The 18000-nt window shown below is 40.3% G+C and carries 16 protein-coding genes; 7 read left to right on the top strand and 9 right to left on the bottom strand.

Features of this window, described 5'->3' with window-relative positions:
* The first annotated feature begins 96 nt into the window (after positions 1 to 96).
* The 3 genes from GJB62_RS28015 (at position 97) to GJB62_RS28005 (ending at position 1736) form a co-directional block, all read left to right on the top strand.
* A complete protein-coding gene (locus tag GJB62_RS28015; RefSeq protein WP_114084140.1) occupies positions 97 to 885 on the top strand; it encodes a tryptophan-rich sensory protein in 789 nt (262 codons plus the stop codon).
* 343 nt (positions 886 to 1228) lie between these two features.
* A complete protein-coding gene (locus GJB62_RS28010) occupies positions 1229 to 1474 on the top strand; it encodes a hypothetical protein (protein ID WP_012408119.1) in 246 nt (81 codons plus the stop codon).
* Positions 1455 to 1736 (top strand): hypothetical protein, encoded by a 282-nt coding sequence (locus GJB62_RS28005; protein WP_114084139.1) that lies wholly within the window; start codon positions 1455 to 1457, stop codon positions 1734 to 1736. Before GJB62_RS28010 ends, GJB62_RS28005 begins: the two co-directional genes overlap by 20 nt.
* A 270-nt stretch (positions 1737 to 2006) precedes the next feature.
* On the opposite strand, the gene GJB62_RS28000 is transcribed toward GJB62_RS28005, so the two are convergent.
* Positions 2007 to 3239 carry a glycosyltransferase family 4 protein gene (locus GJB62_RS28000; RefSeq protein ID WP_114084138.1) on the bottom strand — a complete coding sequence of 411 codons (1233 nt, stop codon included), beginning with the start codon at positions 3237 to 3239 and terminating at the stop codon, positions 2007 to 2009.
* Positions 3240 to 3995: 756 nt separating this feature from the next.
* Between GJB62_RS28000 and GJB62_RS27995 the strand changes: the two genes are divergently transcribed.
* Positions 3996 to 5666, top strand: a complete 1671-nt coding sequence (locus GJB62_RS27995; RefSeq protein ID WP_114084137.1) for an MBL fold metallo-hydrolase — start codon at positions 3996 to 3998, stop codon at positions 5664 to 5666.
* Between the two features lie 167 nt (positions 5667 to 5833).
* On the opposite strand, the gene GJB62_RS27990 is transcribed toward GJB62_RS27995, so the two are convergent.
* From GJB62_RS27990 to GJB62_RS27955, 8 genes are all read right to left on the bottom strand, one after another.
* The gene (locus GJB62_RS27990; protein ID WP_012408115.1) at positions 5834 to 6145 is read right to left on the bottom strand and encodes a DUF6679 family protein; all 312 of its coding nucleotides are present in this window, start codon (positions 6143 to 6145) and stop codon (positions 5834 to 5836) included.
* A gap of 599 nt (positions 6146 to 6744) precedes the next feature.
* Entirely contained in the window at positions 6745 to 6963 is a 219-nt protein-coding gene (locus GJB62_RS27985) for a hypothetical protein (RefSeq protein WP_114084135.1), read from the bottom strand.
* A gap of 256 nt (positions 6964 to 7219) precedes the next feature.
* A complete protein-coding gene (locus tag GJB62_RS27980; protein ID WP_114084134.1) occupies positions 7220 to 8029 on the bottom strand; it encodes a Nif3-like dinuclear metal center hexameric protein in 810 nt (269 codons plus the stop codon).
* 31 nt (positions 8030 to 8060) lie between these two features.
* Positions 8061 to 8810: a hypothetical protein gene (locus GJB62_RS27975; RefSeq protein ID WP_114084133.1), complete on the bottom strand. Its 750-nt coding sequence runs from the start codon at positions 8808 to 8810 to the stop codon at positions 8061 to 8063.
* Positions 8811 to 9235: 425 nt separating this feature from the next.
* On the bottom strand, positions 9236 to 9649 hold the full coding sequence (locus tag GJB62_RS27970) for a secondary thiamine-phosphate synthase enzyme YjbQ (RefSeq protein WP_114084132.1): 414 nt from the start codon (positions 9647 to 9649) through the stop codon (positions 9236 to 9238).
* A gap of 284 nt (positions 9650 to 9933) precedes the next feature.
* The gene (locus GJB62_RS27965; protein WP_114084131.1) at positions 9934 to 11016 is read right to left on the bottom strand and encodes a glycosyl transferase; all 1083 of its coding nucleotides are present in this window, start codon (positions 11014 to 11016) and stop codon (positions 9934 to 9936) included.
* A gap of 192 nt (positions 11017 to 11208) precedes the next feature.
* Positions 11209 to 12402 (bottom strand): aminotransferase class V-fold PLP-dependent enzyme, encoded by a 1194-nt coding sequence (locus tag GJB62_RS27960; RefSeq protein ID WP_114084130.1) that lies wholly within the window; start codon positions 12400 to 12402, stop codon positions 11209 to 11211.
* 93 nt (positions 12403 to 12495) lie between these two features.
* Positions 12496 to 12954: an HIT family protein gene (locus GJB62_RS27955; RefSeq protein ID WP_114084129.1), complete on the bottom strand. Its 459-nt coding sequence runs from the start codon at positions 12952 to 12954 to the stop codon at positions 12496 to 12498.
* Positions 12955 to 13238: 284 nt separating this feature from the next.
* On the opposite strand from GJB62_RS27955, the gene GJB62_RS27950 reads away from it, so the two are divergent.
* From GJB62_RS27950 to GJB62_RS27940, 3 genes are all read left to right on the top strand, one after another.
* Complete coding sequence (locus GJB62_RS27950) at positions 13239 to 14699, top strand: TM0106 family RecB-like putative nuclease (protein ID WP_114084128.1); 1461 nt, start codon at positions 13239 to 13241, stop codon at positions 14697 to 14699.
* A gap of 132 nt (positions 14700 to 14831) precedes the next feature.
* The gene (locus GJB62_RS27945) at positions 14832 to 16016 is read left to right on the top strand and encodes an esterase-like activity of phytase family protein (RefSeq protein ID WP_114084127.1); all 1185 of its coding nucleotides are present in this window, start codon (positions 14832 to 14834) and stop codon (positions 16014 to 16016) included.
* A 294-nt stretch (positions 16017 to 16310) separates the two neighbouring features.
* Positions 16311 to 17933 carry a serine/threonine-protein kinase gene (locus GJB62_RS27940; RefSeq protein ID WP_245246027.1) on the top strand — a complete coding sequence of 541 codons (1623 nt, stop codon included), beginning with the start codon at positions 16311 to 16313 and terminating at the stop codon, positions 17931 to 17933.
* Positions 17934 to 18000 lie beyond the last annotated feature (67 nt).

Raw genomic sequence — 18000 nt, 5'->3', positions numbered from 1 at the left:
CAAGAGATCATTTCTGAGTATAAATACTCATCTTGATCAATGAATCACGGAGCAAACTTATGGTTACAGTCACAAAAAGATAACAGTTAACATCCTATGCAGCAGTCCACAAGAGGCAATTACCGGGATTTTTGGCGACAGCTTGTTACGTTGGCTGCAATCTTTGGTGCTTTCGTTATCAACGTACTATCGAACGTTTTTCCACTCAATGGACTCAGTATAGGGGAAATTTCCAATACTTTATTTAAAAATGTCCTGATTATCCCTGCCAATTACGCCTTTGCTATCTGGGGGCTGATTTACCTTGGGTTGTTTGCTTTTGGAATATACCAAGCTTTACCTAACCAACGAGATGAGCCTGATTTACGTAAGACAGGTTATCTGTTGGTGATTGCCTGTGTTGCTCAAAGTATCTGGGTATATCTGTTTTTGTCTCGGCTTTTTGCTCTTTCTGTAATTGCAATGCTTTTGATTCTGTTGCCCCTGATTGGTGTTTATGTACAGTTAGAAATTGGCAAATCGCGTGTACCTAGGCTGAAAAAATGGTGTCTTCACTTTCCGATCAGCATTTATCTAGGCTGGATTAGCGTGGCGACCATTGTCAATATAGCGTGTGCCTTGTATTTTCACGGGTGGAACGGTTGGGGAATTTCTGCTATAACATGGACTCTCATCATGGTACTGATAGCAACAGCAGTTGCAGTAGTTATAGTTATCCAGCGTCGAGACATCGCTTATGCAGGAGTAATACTCTGGGCACTAGTAGCCATAGCAATCAAACACTCTGATAACTCAATACTCAGAAATACCGTGTTTGTTTTGGCAATTGTCCTAGTTTTGACCGCTACGATTAAAAGCTTACGCCCCCAACAAGAAAATATTTAACTGCGATCGCCTACCTGCCCACCGTAGGCTCACGCCCCAGGCATATCTCACATTTCCTCGCTTGTGTTCTGGCAAGCGCTTTCGCCTTTAATAAGTATTTATACGTGTTAAGGCAAATATTGGCTTGTCTTTGACATTAAGTGAATGCCAATGTATTTTAGTGTAGCGATCGCACTTAGATCGGAATTGTTAAGCTTTCAGTCTTGTTTGGATAATTTTCGATACATTACCGCAAATGCGCTGATACTTTATTTTCCCCTCTTCATAAATTCCGCAAAAACACCGTTACGCTATTTGTACTTGTGATCAAAACTAAGAACATCCAGTTTATTAGGGCGTGTTTATGACCAACCCTGTAACGACGGTTATCCAAGTCAATCTGGAGATGGCTCTAGAGGTAGCTCAAGAATTGGAGCAAGCTCCATACACTCAACTCGGTGCTTATTGTTTAGAGATTTTACGGGAAATAGGATGTCCTGGTACCGAACTCCCAGTTAACTTACAAACTCGCGATCAGCAACTAAACTTTATCACAGGCTTTGCATCTTATGCTTTTGGGGAGGTACAAAGTGTACAGAGCATTAATTGAAGACATTTTCTACGATCCCGAAGAGATAGAAGAGACTACTTTTCCCGCCACAGATAAAGATTTGTTGATTTTAACAGAAAGATTTTTAGCGTTTGAAATTCCTTCAAAGGTTTTCTTACAAGCTATAGCCATTGCTGATTATGACGGTGCTGCTGCTTTCCGCTACGTTGATAGTTATTTGAATACTCTCAAGAATAAGAATAAGCGCAAGCATAAAAAATTACTTGTTTTAGGTGCTTCTACTAGGTTTGATAATAATTGACGTGTTTCTTTACAAGCTAACTAACAACCAATACGATCTAGATCACATAATTTGCCCAACCGATGCAGAGACGTTGCATTGCAATGTCTCTGCATACATTTGTTACAGACCGATAAGAAAAAACAATTAGAATTTATCTACTAAGCTGTTACACATATAAGAAAGCACATCAACTGGTGAGGTTGTCCTTTGCCATTTGTCCTTGGTAATACACAAATGACTAATGACTAATGACGGTCTACACCGAAAATAGTGCAATATGTAGGCGCGTTAGCTTAGACAAACTTGTTCATAGCTTTTACCAGCGATATCCCAAGTAAAATCTGTTTCTACCAGATGTCTACCGTTATGAGACAATTCTGCACGCAGATGTGGTTGATCGAAGAGTTGACTAATAGCGGTGATGTACTCCTTTGGTGTATTTGCTCGTAATGCCCGTAATGGATGACTAACGCCATCTACAGCTAATCCTTCTAAGCCGCGATCGCTAGCTACTATAGGTACACCAGCTGCCATTGCTTCTAAAGTTTTATTTTTAATGCCAAACCCAGTTCGCATGGGTACAACACAGATGGTACATTTATGCAAGTATTCTACCATTGAAGGCACACGCCCAATTACATTAATTCCTGGTTTTTGATCGAGTGCTAAAACTTCTGGCACTGGATGAGAACCGACGATATCGAAAATTGTATCAGGATAAAGTTTTTGGATTGCTGGCAAGACTTCGTTGCTGAAGAAGCAGACAGCATCAATGTTTGCCAAATTATCCATTGCGCCGATAAAAATTAAGCGATGTCCTCCTGGATCGGTGCTACGGTTGGGGAAAGAAACTAAATCTACACCATTGGGAATAACTGTAATTTCACTATTGGGGTTAAATTCTTGTAGTTGAATTTTATCTTCTTCTGTTGTCGCTACAATTGCCGAAAACTTACCACAGTAATTTTGCTCATAACGCCGCAGAAGCGGTAGATTAATTTTGTCTCTCAGGGAATTTTCTGAAATGCCTGTGGTTAGTTGGTTGCGACAGGTAGCGTAAACAGAACTATGAACATTCACTATGGTTTTTAGCTGTTTCTGAAAATGTGTAGGCGTAGCCCGTCGTAGACATCGCACATAAATTTCATTGACGCTATGTTCGCAGGTAATTACATCACATTTCCCTGCTTCCACCCAGTTATCAACCCATCTTTGCATCTCAAGTGAGTAGCGGTTAAGTACGCTTGGCGGTGTCCCTTGTTGCACAAATTGACCAAATCGCTGTATTTTCTTCAATATTCCAGTGGTTCCAGAATCTGAAGGGCGTTCAAAAATGGCTAGATGATCCACATAATTGCCTAATTCTACTACTTCTGCGTCGGTAACATCGCCCTCGCGTTGAGTAGCGAGGGTGACAGTATGGCGTTGACTCAGGTATTTAAGTAAATGAAATGTCCTGACTTGGGTTCCCCCGCGCGTTGGTGGGTAAGGAAAGGTAGAAGATAGCATTAAGATATTCATATTAAGTTATGAATCAAATGTGATATGTACACCATGACCTCATTGGAGGCTGTATGTCATCATTTGATTTACAATAGCTTTCAAATCAATATAGACAGTGCGTAGACCTCTCTTTAAATCCAGAACTACGCCGGAAACAGTGAAAATTTTAGTTTAAATCAGATGGATGGACAGGTGAACCGAAAAGTTCTACAATCTGACTGATTGTGGTAAAGTTACCTATTGCCCAATCCACATAACCATAGTAAAGATTTTCTAGTGATCCGGTTTGATTGCGGAAGCACTAAATTAAGATAAGAAAGTCTTGAGTAAGGGGCAGCAAACAAATGGATGTAAAGCTGATTCTAGCTGGATTAACAGTTATCTTCACGCTTTCGTGCTTATTCTTTGGCACGAAAAACGGATTCTATGATTCAGATAACTATCACGGCAATGGTTCCGCACATTGAAATAAATCTGTAGAGGCTTGGGCGACTTTCCGTAGGGTAAGTTTGCTAACAGCGCTCAGAAGTTGCAAAGGTAAAACACACAAGAGGCAAACTCCTTTAGCTCCTAGTTTGATGGCTTTTCATTAGCCCACCTTTCCGAACCAGTGCGGGTTCGGCTGAGGCGTCCTCCCCAATCAAAAATCTGTATTCTCAGGGTGTAGGGGCGCACGCGAAAACTTACCCCTAAGTCACAAAACCAAAACTTGTGTAACGTAACTTTTGGCTTTTGGGATATGTCCATGATGATGAGGTTGGAGGGGAGGACAGTATGAGGGATAATCTGTCGGCATCTTCTAGCGTAGATGCTGCGGAACTGGGTACTGAATTAGAATGTTTGCCCTATAGTGTCCAGCATCACGATGAGGGCGTTTGTTTATTGGTAAAGATGGGGCCACACCGCATCCTGTTAGACTGTGGTATGGAAGATATTTCATCGCTGGCTAAGGGGCTTACTAAGTCGGAACGTGCATCTAGTCCGCCCCTACCAGCAGATTTAGTTTTGATTAGCCACGCCCACCCAGATCACTCCAGAGGCTTGCTGGCACTACATAAAGCTTTTCCTAAGTTACCTATCTATGGTAGCGAAGTAACCAGCAAGTTACTGCCACTGAATTGGCTAGACCAAGATGCTGAGGAAATTTCCAAATTTTGTCATGCTTTGCCGTTGCGATCGCCTGTGGAATTTCAAGATGGTTTAGTCGCAGAATTATTTCCCGCCGGGCATCTACCAGGGGCAGTGGCCATTCTCCTTACCTACACTACCAAGCAGCGTACTTACAAATTACTCTATACAGGGGATTTTTTCTTATCAAATTCCCGGTTGGTAGAAGGTTTGCGTTTAGAGGAACTGCGAGGCTTAGACTTGGATGTGCTGATCATTGAAGGCAGTTATGGCACATCCCGTCATCCTCACCGCCGCAACCAGGAAAATCAACTAGCAGAGCGAATTAATCGGGCGATCGCTGACCATTGTTCTGTAATCCTTCCCACTCCTGCTTTAGGATTGGGTCAAGAGATGCTAATGCTGTTACGCTCTCATCACCACTTCACCGGAAGAGATTTAGATATCTGGGTGGATGGTGCTGTCGCTACTGGCTGCGATGCTTACCTAGAACTGTTACCCCACCTCCCCCCATCTGTGCAAAACTTCGCCCGCCATCAACCCTTATTTTGGGATGAACGGGTACGTCCTCGCGTGCGTCGTTTACAAGCAGAACATCGTCCCACAGTGGGCAAGTCACCTTGTATAGTCCTCACCGACTCTACATCTGATTTAGGCAAACACTGCCAACTAGACACCGGCCCTTGGCTGATCCTTCTTCCAGAAAAAATTGATATAAAAGTTAATAAAGAATATTTAGCACCCACCACTGTTGAAAGCTATCTCTTAGCGCAACATAGTGATGGCCCTGGTACTACGCAGCTAATTCATAATTTGCGACCCCAGCATGTCATTTTTGTCCACGGTTCTCCTGCTTACTTAGCAGACCTGACTAGCTTGGAAGAGTTGCAAAACCGCTACCATATACATTCTCCGGCGGCTAACACCTTAGTAGAACTGCCTATCGGCGACACATTCTTGCAACCGGCAGCACCAGAGACTAACTACGAAGGCGAACTGACAGAGTTAGGAACAGTAATCACAATTACCCTACCCAATATGATTACTGCCGATCCGCGTTGGCGGCAATTTGCCGATACTGGTTTAATCGAAGCTCGTTGGCAAGGGGAAGAACTTGTCTTAAGGGGATTGTCTCAACGAGAACTTCTTAGCCAAAATAGCGATCGCTATACATGGACGGATGTCGACTGTTGTGGTACTTGCCGACATCAAAGGGGACAGAGGTGTTGGAACCCAGCTTCGCCGTTGTATAACTTTAAGGTAACTCTCGAAGGTTACTGTCCTGCTTTTGAAGGTTTATCTAGTGCTGAGTCCTGAGTTAGGATTTATGACTTAGAACTCGGCACTAGGCACCAGTGGCTTTTCGCTTGATGCTAGGCTCTCCCCTTGGGGTAAGGGGAGAGCCTAGCGAATCAGCTGGCAGAATCAGAAACCAGTCACCTCTAACGAGAAACCTGTTTTTAGTACTGGCTCCTCAACACTGATTATTCTGGATTCGAGTCAGTGTAACGGTTGTGGATGCGTTCAGCTTCGGGACAGTCTTCAGTCATCAGGGGTTCCACATTTCCGCGTGGCACTGAAGCCAGTTTTTGCGTTACAGCACCAATGCTCTCGAGGCGAACCATTTCTTCCCAAGAACAAACTTCGTCCTCTTCTTCTGTTTCATAGCGTAGGGTCACTAAATCTCCCTCTATGTCGATGATGCGGGCGCGTTCAATCCAGCGTTGCTGGTCCCGCAAGAAAACACATACCTCGCGCCCATCGCAACAGAGTTGATAAATCTTGCGGTGTAGCATGTACTGTTTCTGCCTTTTTAAACAACGTAGTTAAACCTGTCAAAATCTGGGTTCTACCCCATTACATTACACCTTTGGGAGGCTAATTTCACCGTTGAGAACAAGTACGCTTTATCACTCAATGCCAAAATTTGCCTGTAGTTGTCAAAATATTGGGAAATATTGGGCAATAAATCATGAGTTGCTCTGGCAATGAATTCAATCTCCTTTCAGCTTATTCTAAGGAACGTCTGCTTCATAGAAGTCAAACAATTCGGAATCTGTCCTAATCAGGTTCATATTTCTTGGTGAGTCATTCTTACCATTATGTAATAAATAATACTCCAAAACAATCGTTGATTGCGGTTGTTTAATCTGCCTACTTTTACTCATTGGCATTGCTGGGAAGTCCGGGGACTCGGCTTTACTTTTACCCACTTGTATCTGATCTTAACTCATTCTCTTGCTGACCTTGATGGTTTTCAGCAACAACACCCAAAGAGTTTTGAATTTTTAAGGTTTTTTGCCTGATGATGGGTAAAAAAAGGGCAAGAGAATGGAATAGTGAGCATAAATACTTGCAACAAGCTTTCCTCGGTTCCTCTGGTTTTTTTAGAGGATCAGGAAGATTTATGTGGTAGGGGAAATTCTATAAGCAAGTTCGATGAGGATGCTTCTCGTTTAATTCTGCCTGCACGAACTGCGTCATATAGGGCTGCAAGGTCTGGCAAATCCTCTGACTGATAGCATTTAGTAGCTAGCACTTGCTGGAGTAAACCCTCAGATTCAACACTAAGATATCCAGTTTGGAAAGCAGATTCAACGATTGTGCGAATCATCTTGGTTAGGACAGAGTAAACAATTTGTTACATCAAGTGTGGAACATTTTTTTCTACGACTGGTTGATATGGAACATGAATATTATGTGATTATAGTTACACGTAAACAGTGATCCGTATCACAGAAATCGTATTAAATATAAGATTTAGATGAGACTAATCGGGGTATACGGTGAGATTTTAATACAAAGATATTTAGCATTAATCTTGGTAAGCTAAATAGTTTGAATATTAAAATGTAGTGAAACATAAGCAATCAAGCAAAAAACTGGCGGAAATCTTCATCCTTTTGGCTTAATTGCACCCAGTCTAAGTTTAGGGACTGGAATTTTTGCACCAAGCGATCGCAAGCCGGACGTTCGGTAGCATAATGTCCCGCATCTATTAAAATAAGATTGCGTTGGGGTAGCCCGCCGTAGGCATCGCGGCTTTGTTGAAACTGATGAAACTTACAGTCAGAAGTTAGATAAGCCTGGGCACCAGTTTTGGCGACGGCTGAAATATAACCAGCCCCCGAGCCACCTAAAACAGCAACTCGTGAAATTATTTGCTGTAAGTTATCAGTTGGGGAAAAAATCAAATTAGGGGGAGCAAGTCGGGTTTGAATAGCTGCGAGTAATTCCTGTAGTGTCAAAGATGGCTCTAGCAAACCAACACGACCATATCCTAATCCTGCTTGTGTTGGTACTATGGGAGTAACTTGCTTGAGTTCTAAAATTTGAGCTAACACATCAGCTGTACCATCCTGCACTTGGTCGAAATTGGTGTGAGCGCTGTAAATACCAATATTGTGGGTAAAAGCTAACCGTACCATTTCTGCGATCGCTTCACCAGTGCGTAAAGATTTGAGAGGATTAAAAATTAAGGGATGATGGGCGAATATCAGATTAGCATTTTCTGCGATCGCTTCTTGCATTACTGCCAAAGTCGGTGTCAAACAAACCAAAACCCGTACTTTTTCCTGCAATACTCCTGGTTCAATCTGCCAGCCGCAATTATCCCAGCTTTCACACCAAGCGGGATTTGCCCATGCTTCAAACCAAGTAATTAAGTCAGCAATTTTCATAATTATTTTCTTCAGCAATTTTTAATTGCTATCAGTGTTTCTGTGGTTGAATATTTAATTTTAATGCTAATTCCTGGCGCATTTCTTGGAAAGGTTTGTTCCACACAGGGCTAGCATTCCAGTTCCACACTGCTACTGGGATAAGTTGCTCCTCAGCTAGATAAGTGAGTAGACGATATTCGTCTTCTGGTTCACGAGAAAAAGTGAAGGGATTTCGGTAGCCTGTATCACATAGTTTATAAGATACGACCTGACCGTGATTAATCCGTTGTACAAGTTCCTTACCTTTGGCGAGTAAATAATCCAAAAAAACTAGACTAAAAGGCTCTATGTATGCGCGTTTTTGTGGTTCTTTTTGTACCCACCTCGCCCACTCAAACCCATACATGAAATCGTGAACATAACGAAAGCGAATTTCTGTTTTAGTTCCGAACATTTCTATCAGAGAAACCATCTTTTTAGCAAAAATTTTGAGAAAAGGAATAGCGCCCTCATTTGCTACTAAAGCCTGCCTAAGCATACTACTAACCAGAAAATCAAAATCCCAAAATATGTTTTCTGGGAAGTTTTGTAACTGGGTACAGACTATGATTTCGAGAGTTTGCTGAAGATTTGTAAGAAGTTCAATATCAGTGTTTTGCTCAGTAATTAAATTTTCCAACTCAGTAAAGCTGGTAATTAGTTTCTTTTGGGGATTAAGTGATAATAAATTAATAGACTGTTGGGCAAGGATTTCATCAATATATTGAAAAGTATGAGTTGGTGTCAGTTCTTGCTTCATAGTAATTGAAATAACCCAAACAGCTTACACTAATTATTAGTGTATATCGAAATAAGTAAATTATTAAATAAGGAAAAACAAACTTAACTTTTAAGTTAACAAATTGACACCAATTATTTAATATATTATGTCTAATTAATTCCGCATCAATAATTTTGCAATGAAAATTATAGGATTATTATTTGATTTCTGAAAAATTAGGTATTTAGGGGGTGTCTTAGAACGGAGTTCCTAACGCACCATTATCGAAGGTTGAGTGCATTACTGCGTATCTTTTCAGAAATCAAACCGGATTTCTGTATCACGACGAAATTTGTTTAATGTATATTACCGCGAGTTTATGAAATTATATCCAAAGGGTAGGTAGAATAACCAGAGTATTTAAACTCTACAAAACTCAAGCTGGAATCAAACTTGAAAATCAGCTATCCAGAAATGTGGATAACCAATTCTCTTAAATGACTGTGCTGGCGATGTTCCCAAATATAAATTCCCTGCCAAGTTCCCAGTACTAGATGACCTCGATTAATAGGGATTTGCTCAGAAGTGTGGGTAAGTGCAGTACGAATGTGTGCTGGCATATCATCGGGGCCTTCTGCATCGTGGATATATTTGCCTGATTCTGGGACAAGTTTTGCCATAAAATTGGCTAAATCCACAAGAACATCAGGATCAGCATTTTCTTGAATAACTAAACTGGCTGAAGTGTGGCGCAAAAATAAAGTACAAAGACCAGTTTCAACCCCCGATTCTGCGACTGCGGCTTCAATTTTAGCGGTGATGTTGTAAAAAGATTTGGCAGTAGTGGAAATTTTTAGTAACTTTTGGTAGTGAGTCATTTAAAACAGTAATGATTGATGATAGTAAAAGCTAATTAGCCGTTCAACCTGCTTGATGTTATGTTGTGTTATCGTTGCTTTATCGTTAGATAGAGTATATCTTCTCTTAAAAAGGCTTAACACCGAAATCTTTGAGCAAATCGCGGATGATCGGTGTAGCAAGAAGATTGTGAGACAATGTAATGTTATCTAGGTTTGACCCTGGCAATTCTAAACTCTCTTTAGAGGATGTTATATTGTCTTGGTTAATATTCATATATTAATTTATACTGTTTTGAATAACTTTATTTCGTCTGTAAATAATTTAGAACCGCTTTAGCGATCGCTTCATTACCATCCTTAGCAATTAGCTGGGATTGCTTTGGTAGTTGGGGTAACTGATACAGAAAGTCCCAAGTCCCTTGAAAAAACTCAGATGGGGTGATGATTTGATGCTGGTTATAATTTGTTATACCTTCTAGTAGAAAACTTGCTTCGGCAAAGTCCTCACGGGGAATAGTAACAATAGGTACTCCCAAGAGTGTAGCTTCAGCAAAAGTACTGTAGCCAGGTTTAGAGACGACTCGCCCACAAATAGGCATAAAATCTACTGGGCGGTATTTACGGTCATTAATTTTTACTAAATTAGGTAAATCAGGCGCAGATTGATCAAAGACGATAAATTGCCAATCTGGAAATCGCCGCAGGTTATCGTAGGGAATTTGCTGCAAACCCAAGCCGCCAAAGGTCAACAAAATAGTTTTTTCGATAGGTGCAGTTATTCCCCAAAGAGAACGTAAATCATCAGCAGAGTAATGGGGGGAACCACCTGTTAGACCGACATCTGTGATATTGTTGAAAGCTTGCATCGGTTCGTGGAAAGGGAGACGGAATAGGCGATCGCACTTTGAGTACCAATCACTAATCCAATCTGCAACTGCTGTAAATTCCCCTCCCCAATCTCGGTAGATAAAGTCCCAGCCAAAGTTACTCATCATCCAGCAAGGGATATTTGCACCTTTGGCAAACCCAGGAGTCAGGAAGGGAATATCTGCCAAAATGAGATGAACGCGATTTTGGCGGATAAAATTCACTTCTGAGGCAATCAGCGAATTTTGATGTTTTTTAATATCCAGTAACTTTTCTAAAGTCGCTACTTTATCCATTGTCAAACTATCGGTTTGCACCACACCCAAATCAAATGCACGGGGACGATAGATGAAATCGCCTTCTATATAGCACTCTAGCAACCAGCGCGGGGCAGTGGTAACAATAATTAGCAAAATTTCTGGACATAATTTTTGAATTGTCGCAGCGACGGAAGCCATACGGGTAGCATGACCAAAGCCGTGGTTAGTGATGGCTAAGTATAAGATTGGGCGTTCCATTTAAAAGGTATTAGTGAAGAATTATACGAATTATGTGTGAAGATGCGTCAAATTATATGAGCAACGAACCGCAAAGGACGCAAAGGACACAAAGGAAGAAAGAAAATTTGGTGTAGCCTCACAAAGAATTGGTATTGGGAATTAGAACTTAAAATCGTAATTACTAGACTAATAACTTATAACTCCTAATTTTTAACTAATTTTGCAAAAACTTTGAATGGCCTCAACTAATTGGTCGATTTCTGATTCTAAAGTCAGGTAATGGATGGTGGCACGTATACAGCTAGGATCGGCAATTGTTCTAGTTAATATATTTTGTGAGTCTAGAAATTGTACTAACTTGAGATTAGCTTGGGGCTGATTATTTACAAGTTGGAATGAGACTATACCGCTTTCAGGTGGGGAAGTTCGCAAACATTTAACTTCGGGTAACGCTACTAAGCGCTGCCAAAGATAGCCACTGTTTTGGCAAATTTGCTCGTAACGTTCCTGTGAAGTTCCCCATTGCTGATGAATTGCGATCGCTTCCTTTAACCCAACATACAACGGATAAGCTAATGTAGACACTTCATACCGTCGCCCATCGGGAAGCCAGTCCACAGGCTGAGATTGACTATCTACAACAATGCCATTCAAGCCAATAAACGTAGGTTTCAGGCTTTCTCGTGCTTCTGGTCGGACATACAAACCACCAGCACCCGCAGGGCCACAAAGCCATTTGTGACCAGTGAAAGCATAAAAATCTACACCCAATTCTGTTAAGTTTAAAGGCAATAAACCAACAGATTGGGCAGCATCTATCAACAGGAAAGAATTATTATTTCTGCATACTTCGGCAATTTTATCAAGGGGTAAAACTTGACCAGTATTCCAGAAAACATGACTTAATATTACAAGACGAGTATTAGGACGTAAGTGCTGGGCAATAACTTTTACAGGATCGCCCTCATTTAAAGTCGCTTTCAGAGGACAGGTGGTAACTTCTACCGCGAATCTCCGTGCGATTTCTTGTGTAGTGGCAATCACGCCTGGATGTTCGCAGTCTGAGAGCAGTATATGGTCGCCAGAATGCCAGTCTATGCCCCACATAGCGATATTACAGCCAACTGTGACATTCTGGGTAAGGGTAATTGCTTCGCTTGGTGCATTTAACTCTGAAGCGATCGCAACTCTAGCGGCTTGAGTCTGCGGCGCTATCCAGCGATACGCCTCATTACCAAAGGGGCCTATTTGCTGAACATAAGCCTGAGTTTCGGTCATAGCATCCATTGCCCTTTGGGGCATTGGCCCTTGTCCCCCATAATTGAAATAAGTCTTATTGGCTAAAGCGGGAAATTGCTCTCGATGGCTTTGCAGCTTGGTTTGGGCGACAGAAAGACTAGTCATAATTAAGGGATATCTGTTGTTTACAGGTTATTGATACTTAGTAGCAATGGTAAAAATAGGGATGAGATTAATTTAAGCGATCGCAGCCAAATCTTATCTTGTAATCAGTAACGATAAATGCTCTTTGACTTTTTTTCCTAAATTATGCGCTGTTTGAGGCGTAATTAGATGGTGTTTGAATTCTGATGCATGAAGCCACGGGGTACTTTGGCGATCGGGATCAGACTCATAGCGTGGGAAGAGATGCCAATGAATATGTGGTTCACTATTGCCATAACAGGCATAATTCATTTTCCACGGACTAAAAGCATTAACGATCGCTTGTCCTGCGAGCATCACCTCTTGAAATAAGGCAGACTGGATAGGTGGAGCAAGTTCATGCAACTCTCTAATATGTTTTTTTAGAAGAATCAGAGAGTATCCGCCATGAAATTGATGATCGCCAATCACAAAGATTGAATGCTCAAATTCGTAGATGAAGTAAGGATTTTTACCGCTTCTCCAGAGTGTGACACGCTCACAGATGAGGCATGGCTCATGTTGTTCTGTCATGTACCCTTGTAATGATGGATAAAAGGTGATTTTGTCATTCTCCCTTATCTGTCACCCAAGAGAAACACAAACACTTAGCTGTTGACTGTATAGAATAAACAGCAAATCAGCTTTAGAGGCGTTGGCGTAGCCCAGCGTAGCCCACCGTACCCCATAGGGGAAGCAAGCTACGCATAGCGTCTGTCTACGACACACTGCACAAACGCAGAGAAGGTATCGCCACTTGCAAACTTTAGTTGTCTAAGTTACTCCCACATAATACTAATTCTTGTTAACTTAAAAGAATGCTAATTAATGCTGAACTCCTACTGCAATACCAACGTTGTAAACGCCGAACTTTTCTAGATATCCACGGTGACAAAAGTCAGCGCGATGCACCCAATGAGTTGCTGCGGAAATTGCAACAGGACAAAATCGCTCATCAGCTAAATGCTTTGGCACAGATGACTTACCACCAACCAGATTATTCTTATGGAAACTGGGAAATAGCAGAGCAGGCAACTTTAGAATTGATGGAGCGTGGCGTTGAGTGTATTTATAAAGGAGTACTGCTAGCAAATTATTCTGACGAATATACCCTGCTGAGTCGCCCAAATTTACTTGTGAAACAGCCAGGACAGTCTCGTTTTGGAGATTGGATGTATGTCCCGGCTAGTATTGAACTAGGTAAGCGCCCTAAGCAAGAATATCAAGTTGTCGCTGCATTTCATACTCAAGTCTTGGCAACAGTACAGGGAGTTGTACCAGAAACAGCTTTGCTGATACTGCGAACGAAAAACAGCAACTATACGGTGGATTTATTTAAATGGATTCCACGGATGCAGCAAATTCTGGAGGAGTTTATTGAAGTTTTAGAGTTACCGAATCCGCCAGAGGTGTTTATTTCTCGGCAAAAGTGCAATTTTTGCCATTGGTATAGTCAATGTTATGCGATCGCTCAATCTGAAAAACATCTCTCACTATTACCAGGTGTAACACCTCTTCGCTACACTCAACTCCAAGAGTTAGCCATCACCACACTAGAATCTCTTGCTAATACCAGTCCCAGCACCTTAGAAAATCTAGTTGGTTTCGACCCGAAAGTAGCACCCAAGCTAGTAGTGCAAGCTCAATCTGCATTGGAAAAACGACCCCTAGTTTTACCCTACCCGCTACCAATAGAAGATATTACATTCACAGCACCCATAGAGCTTTACTTTGATATTGAGGCACAGCCAGACTTAGATTTAAATTATCTTTTGGGGGTTTTGGTTGTTGATAGACTTGCCAATACAGAACAGTTTTATTCGTTTTTAGCAGATAAACCAGAAGACGAAGAATTAGTTTGGCAGCAATTTTTGGATTTAGTTTGGCAATATCCCGAAGCGCCAATTTATCATTTTTGTGTCTACGAGTTTGATACAGTCAAACGCCTAGCAAAGCTTTACAACACTCCCTACGCCTCAGTGCGCCCTGTACTGAATCGATTTGTGGATGTGTATGAACAATTAACCCAAAGTGTAGCATTACCTGTAGAAAGTTATGCCCTCAAAGCGATCGCACGTTGGTTAGGATTTGAGTGGCGGGAAAAAGAAGCTAGTGGTGCCAAATGTATTTACTGGTACGATCAGTGGCTAGAAACTGGCGATCGCACCTTACTAGAAATTATCCAAAGCTACAACGAAGATGACTGCCGCGCTACCCACAGAGTAAAAGACTGGCTTGTAAACTTTTTCCAGGAAGAATATGGTTTGCGACTAGCTTAAGTGATTTCGTATTTTATAAAGGGTTTCAATTTGTTGGAATACAGATTATTTTTAGCAGCGCACAGATATGTAGCGCTATATTCTTCAGGGTGATATCTTATTTGTTCATTTTACACTTTAACAAAAAACTCTATGCAGATAATCAAAAAAACCTTCGTAATTCCACGAATTATTTACTTATTTATCCCGATTCTAATTATCAGTTTTTTATTAACAAAATTACCATTAAGTGCTGTTGAAGTTAGTAGCATAGAGTTTATCGGTGAAGCTACTTTACCGAAAGGTTTAATCTTTAAGAAAACTGAGGTTGGAGGTTTATCTGGAATTACTTATGATGCAAAGAACAATCTTTATTATGCTATTTCTGATGACCGTGGACAAAAGGCTGCTGCCCGCTTCTACACCCTAAAAATAGATTTAAGCAAGGGTTCTCTAAAAAAGAGTGGAGTTATTCCTGTAAATGTTACCACATTATTAAATGAAAACGATCAAACATTTCGCCCCAGTGAAACTGATACAGAAGGTATTGCATTAACTAATAAATCAACTATATTTATTTCTTCTGAAGGCGACGCTGCAAAACTAATTAATCCTTTTATTAAAGAATTCTCACTATCTTCTGGTAAAGAAATTACAACACTTCCCATCCCAAACAAATTTTTGCCAGATAAAGCTGGTAAACAAGGTATCCGCAACAATTTGGCTTTTGAAAGCCTCACCATCACACCTGATAAAAAGAATCTATTTACAGCCAGCGAAAATGCTCTCATTCAAGATGGTGTTGCCGCGAAACCTAACATCGGTAGTCCTTGCCGAATTTTGCAATACAACTTACTCAACGGCCAGCCAGAAAAGGAGTTTCTTTACCAGACAGAACCAGTTTCACCCTTTTTGAATCTGACTGGCAAATTTGCTAGTGGACTACCTGATTTACTTGCTCTCGATAATCAAGGGCACTTCCTAAGTTTAGAAAGGTCTTTTACTGGTTTAGGATTTGCTATTTCCCTGTTTCAGGTTTCTTTAGAACAAGCTGATGATATTCATCACATCGATAGTCTTTTAGCAATTGACTCCAAAAATATTAAACCAGTTCAGAAAAAACTACTGTTAGATTTGAGAACTCTAGATGTACTGCTAGACAACATCGAAGGCTTAACTCTTGGCCCCAAACTACCCGATGGTCAACAATCATTAATTCTTGTGAGTGATAACAATTTTAACTCACTACAACGTACCCAGATACTAGCCTTTAAAATGAAAATTGAAACACCACTGATCAGATTATTACGCCGTTTACTGCCGAATTTAAATCGTTAACTGGACACAACCATCCCCCCTTTACTGCTATTTAGTTATTTCTGCTTATTCCTGTGTATTCACGGAATCTACTAGGTAACTTTATCTAGCCTATTCTTAGTTTACGTGTAATTTCTCAACCGTATTCCTTAATAAATATGTTACATAATGTTTAAGAAATTTTGCAGGCAGATTAACCGTAGTGGCCGTATATTATTAATTTCCGACAAATTCCGATATTTTTAGATTTAAATTTAGTACTTAACTAGACTGATTAAACTAATTTGCCAAAAATATTTTTCATAAATGATTTTTATGCCACAAAAAAAAATTGAGAATATGGTAGGGCAAAAAGCAGAATTAGACGATTATATCGGACAATTTTTAAATAATCGCTATTTAATCAGAGATTTGATCGGCAAAGGGGGGATGGGGAGAGTTTATTTAGCAGAAGATACTGCTAAAGGTGGTATGCCGATCGCAATCAAAATTTTATCACTCAGTTTGGCGAATCAGCAAATGTCCCAACGCTTTGCCAGAGAGATTTTTATTGGCGCTCAATTGGGTCGTAAAAGTAAACATATTGTTCGCATCTTAAGTTATGGCGTTACTGACGATAAAACCCCCTATTATGTAATGGAATACCTCCAAGGAAAAAATCTCAAACAAATCCTCAAAATTCAGCCCTTAACAATATCGAAATTTTTGGAGATTTGTAATCAAATTTGTTTAGGCTTACAATGCGCCCATCAAGGTATTAGCCTCAAAGGAGAGATTTATCCCATTGTTCATAGAGATATAAAACCCGAAAATATATTTCTTAGTGAAGATAGTAAAGAAGGAGAAATTGTTAAAATACTCGATTTTGGCATCGCCAAATTTTTAACAGAACGAAGTGGGATGACCCTGACAGATTCTTTTATTGGTAGTTTACCTTACTGTTCTCCAGAACACATGGAAGGGCGCAAATTGCTAGATGTGCGCTCTGATATTTACAGTTTGGGAGTATTAATGTTTGAGATGCTAACAGGAAAACATCCATTTCAGACAAAAAGTAACTCCTTTGGTACTTGGTATCAAGCGCATCGCTTTCAAATGCCACCTACAGTTGAAGAAGTGAATCCGCAAGTCAAAGTACCGCAGATATTAGAAAAACTATTGATGAGTTGTTTAGCGAAAGAAGTAAGCGATCGCCCGCAAAATATCAACCAAATATTAGAAGGTTTAGAAAAGGTTAATAGTCAGATTAATGATGTTATTGCTAACAATACTAGTGACATTCTTAAAGCCTCACTTCCAGTTCAATTAGTACCTGCAACATTCTTGTCAGAACAAGAATGTTTACAGAAAAATTGGCCTAAGAACAAACCAATTGGCGCAATTGGCTTTCCCCATTTATTACAAACTACTCAAAGACCTATACCAACTTTTTGGGCAATGTTGCCCAAACAAGAGATTGCAAAATTTTTGAATAAAGTACACAGCACTGAATTTATTAGTAAAATTAATGTATATCCGATGTTGTTGTGGGTAACAGTCCTATACGATGCCCAGCCTTCTATGACTAAGTGGCTACCTTATTTTCTAGATTTGAAAGATAATAAAGGGCAGAATTTAGCACGTAGTTTAGCAGAGGTAGGCTACTATCATCTACTATTTTTTACCCTAGAAGAGCCAAATCGTTGCTCTCATGTAACAACCTTAAGTCTCACAGCTAATCAGCGTCAGCAACTTGTAGACTGGTTAGATATGAGTCAACGGTCAAATGAATTAATTTTGTCTAATCAAGCTAAAAATCTTCTAAAAACAGAGTACGAAAAATTAAAATTAGACATTTTACAAAAGTTAGCCGCAGATCATAAAGCTGAGAAAGAAGGGTTAAAAAATTGGATGGATAAATTCTTGGAGATTTTTTTTAAACTTTTATCGCGTTCTTAAAAGCGCGTCATTAAAATACTTATCACCATTACCTAATTATATTCTTATGTGTGTATTACTAACTTTA

It is taken from the genome of Nostoc sp. ATCC 53789 (assembly GCF_009873495.1).
In the GTDB taxonomy this organism is placed as follows: Bacteria; Cyanobacteriota; Cyanobacteriia; order Cyanobacteriales; family Nostocaceae; genus Nostoc; species Nostoc muscorum_A.
This window is presented reverse-complemented; position numbering and strand designations above follow the sequence as displayed.

Bases quoted from the DNA above. Each gene is read 5' to 3' on its own strand.
- GJB62_RS28015 (WP_114084140.1), top strand. From the start codon at position 97: ATGCAGCAGTCCACAAGAGGCAATTACCGGGATTTTTGGCGACAGCTT.
- GJB62_RS28010 (WP_012408119.1), top strand. From the start codon at position 1,229: ATGACCAACCCTGTAACGACGGTTATCCAAGTCAATCTGGAGATGGCT.
- GJB62_RS28000 (WP_114084138.1), bottom strand. From the start codon at position 3,239: ATGAATATCTTAATGCTATCTTCTACCTTTCCTTACCCACCAACGCGC.
- GJB62_RS27995 (WP_114084137.1), top strand. From the start codon at position 3,996: ATGAGGGATAATCTGTCGGCATCTTCTAGCGTAGATGCTGCGGAACTG.
- GJB62_RS27990 (WP_012408115.1), bottom strand. From the start codon at position 6,145: ATGCTACACCGCAAGATTTATCAACTCTGTTGCGATGGGCGCGAGGTA.
- GJB62_RS27985 (WP_114084135.1), bottom strand. From the start codon at position 6,963: ATGATTCGCACAATCGTTGAATCTGCTTTCCAAACTGGATATCTTAGT.
- GJB62_RS27980 (WP_114084134.1), bottom strand. From the start codon at position 8,029: ATGAAAATTGCTGACTTAATTACTTGGTTTGAAGCATGGGCAAATCCC.
- GJB62_RS27975 (WP_114084133.1), bottom strand. From the start codon at position 8,810: ATGAAGCAAGAACTGACACCAACTCATACTTTTCAATATATTGATGAA.
- GJB62_RS27970 (WP_114084132.1), bottom strand. From the start codon at position 9,649: ATGACTCACTACCAAAAGTTACTAAAAATTTCCACTACTGCCAAATCT.
- GJB62_RS27965 (WP_114084131.1), bottom strand. From the start codon at position 11,016: ATGGAACGCCCAATCTTATACTTAGCCATCACTAACCACGGCTTTGGT.
- GJB62_RS27960 (WP_114084130.1), bottom strand. From the start codon at position 12,402: ATGACTAGTCTTTCTGTCGCCCAAACCAAGCTGCAAAGCCATCGAGAG.
- GJB62_RS27955 (WP_114084129.1), bottom strand. From the start codon at position 12,954: ATGACAGAACAACATGAGCCATGCCTCATCTGTGAGCGTGTCACACTC.
- GJB62_RS27950 (WP_114084128.1), top strand. From the start codon at position 13,239: ATGCTAATTAATGCTGAACTCCTACTGCAATACCAACGTTGTAAACGC.
- GJB62_RS27945 (WP_114084127.1), top strand. From the start codon at position 14,832: ATGCAGATAATCAAAAAAACCTTCGTAATTCCACGAATTATTTACTTA.
- GJB62_RS27940 (WP_245246027.1), top strand. From the start codon at position 16,311: ATGCCACAAAAAAAAATTGAGAATATGGTAGGGCAAAAAGCAGAATTA.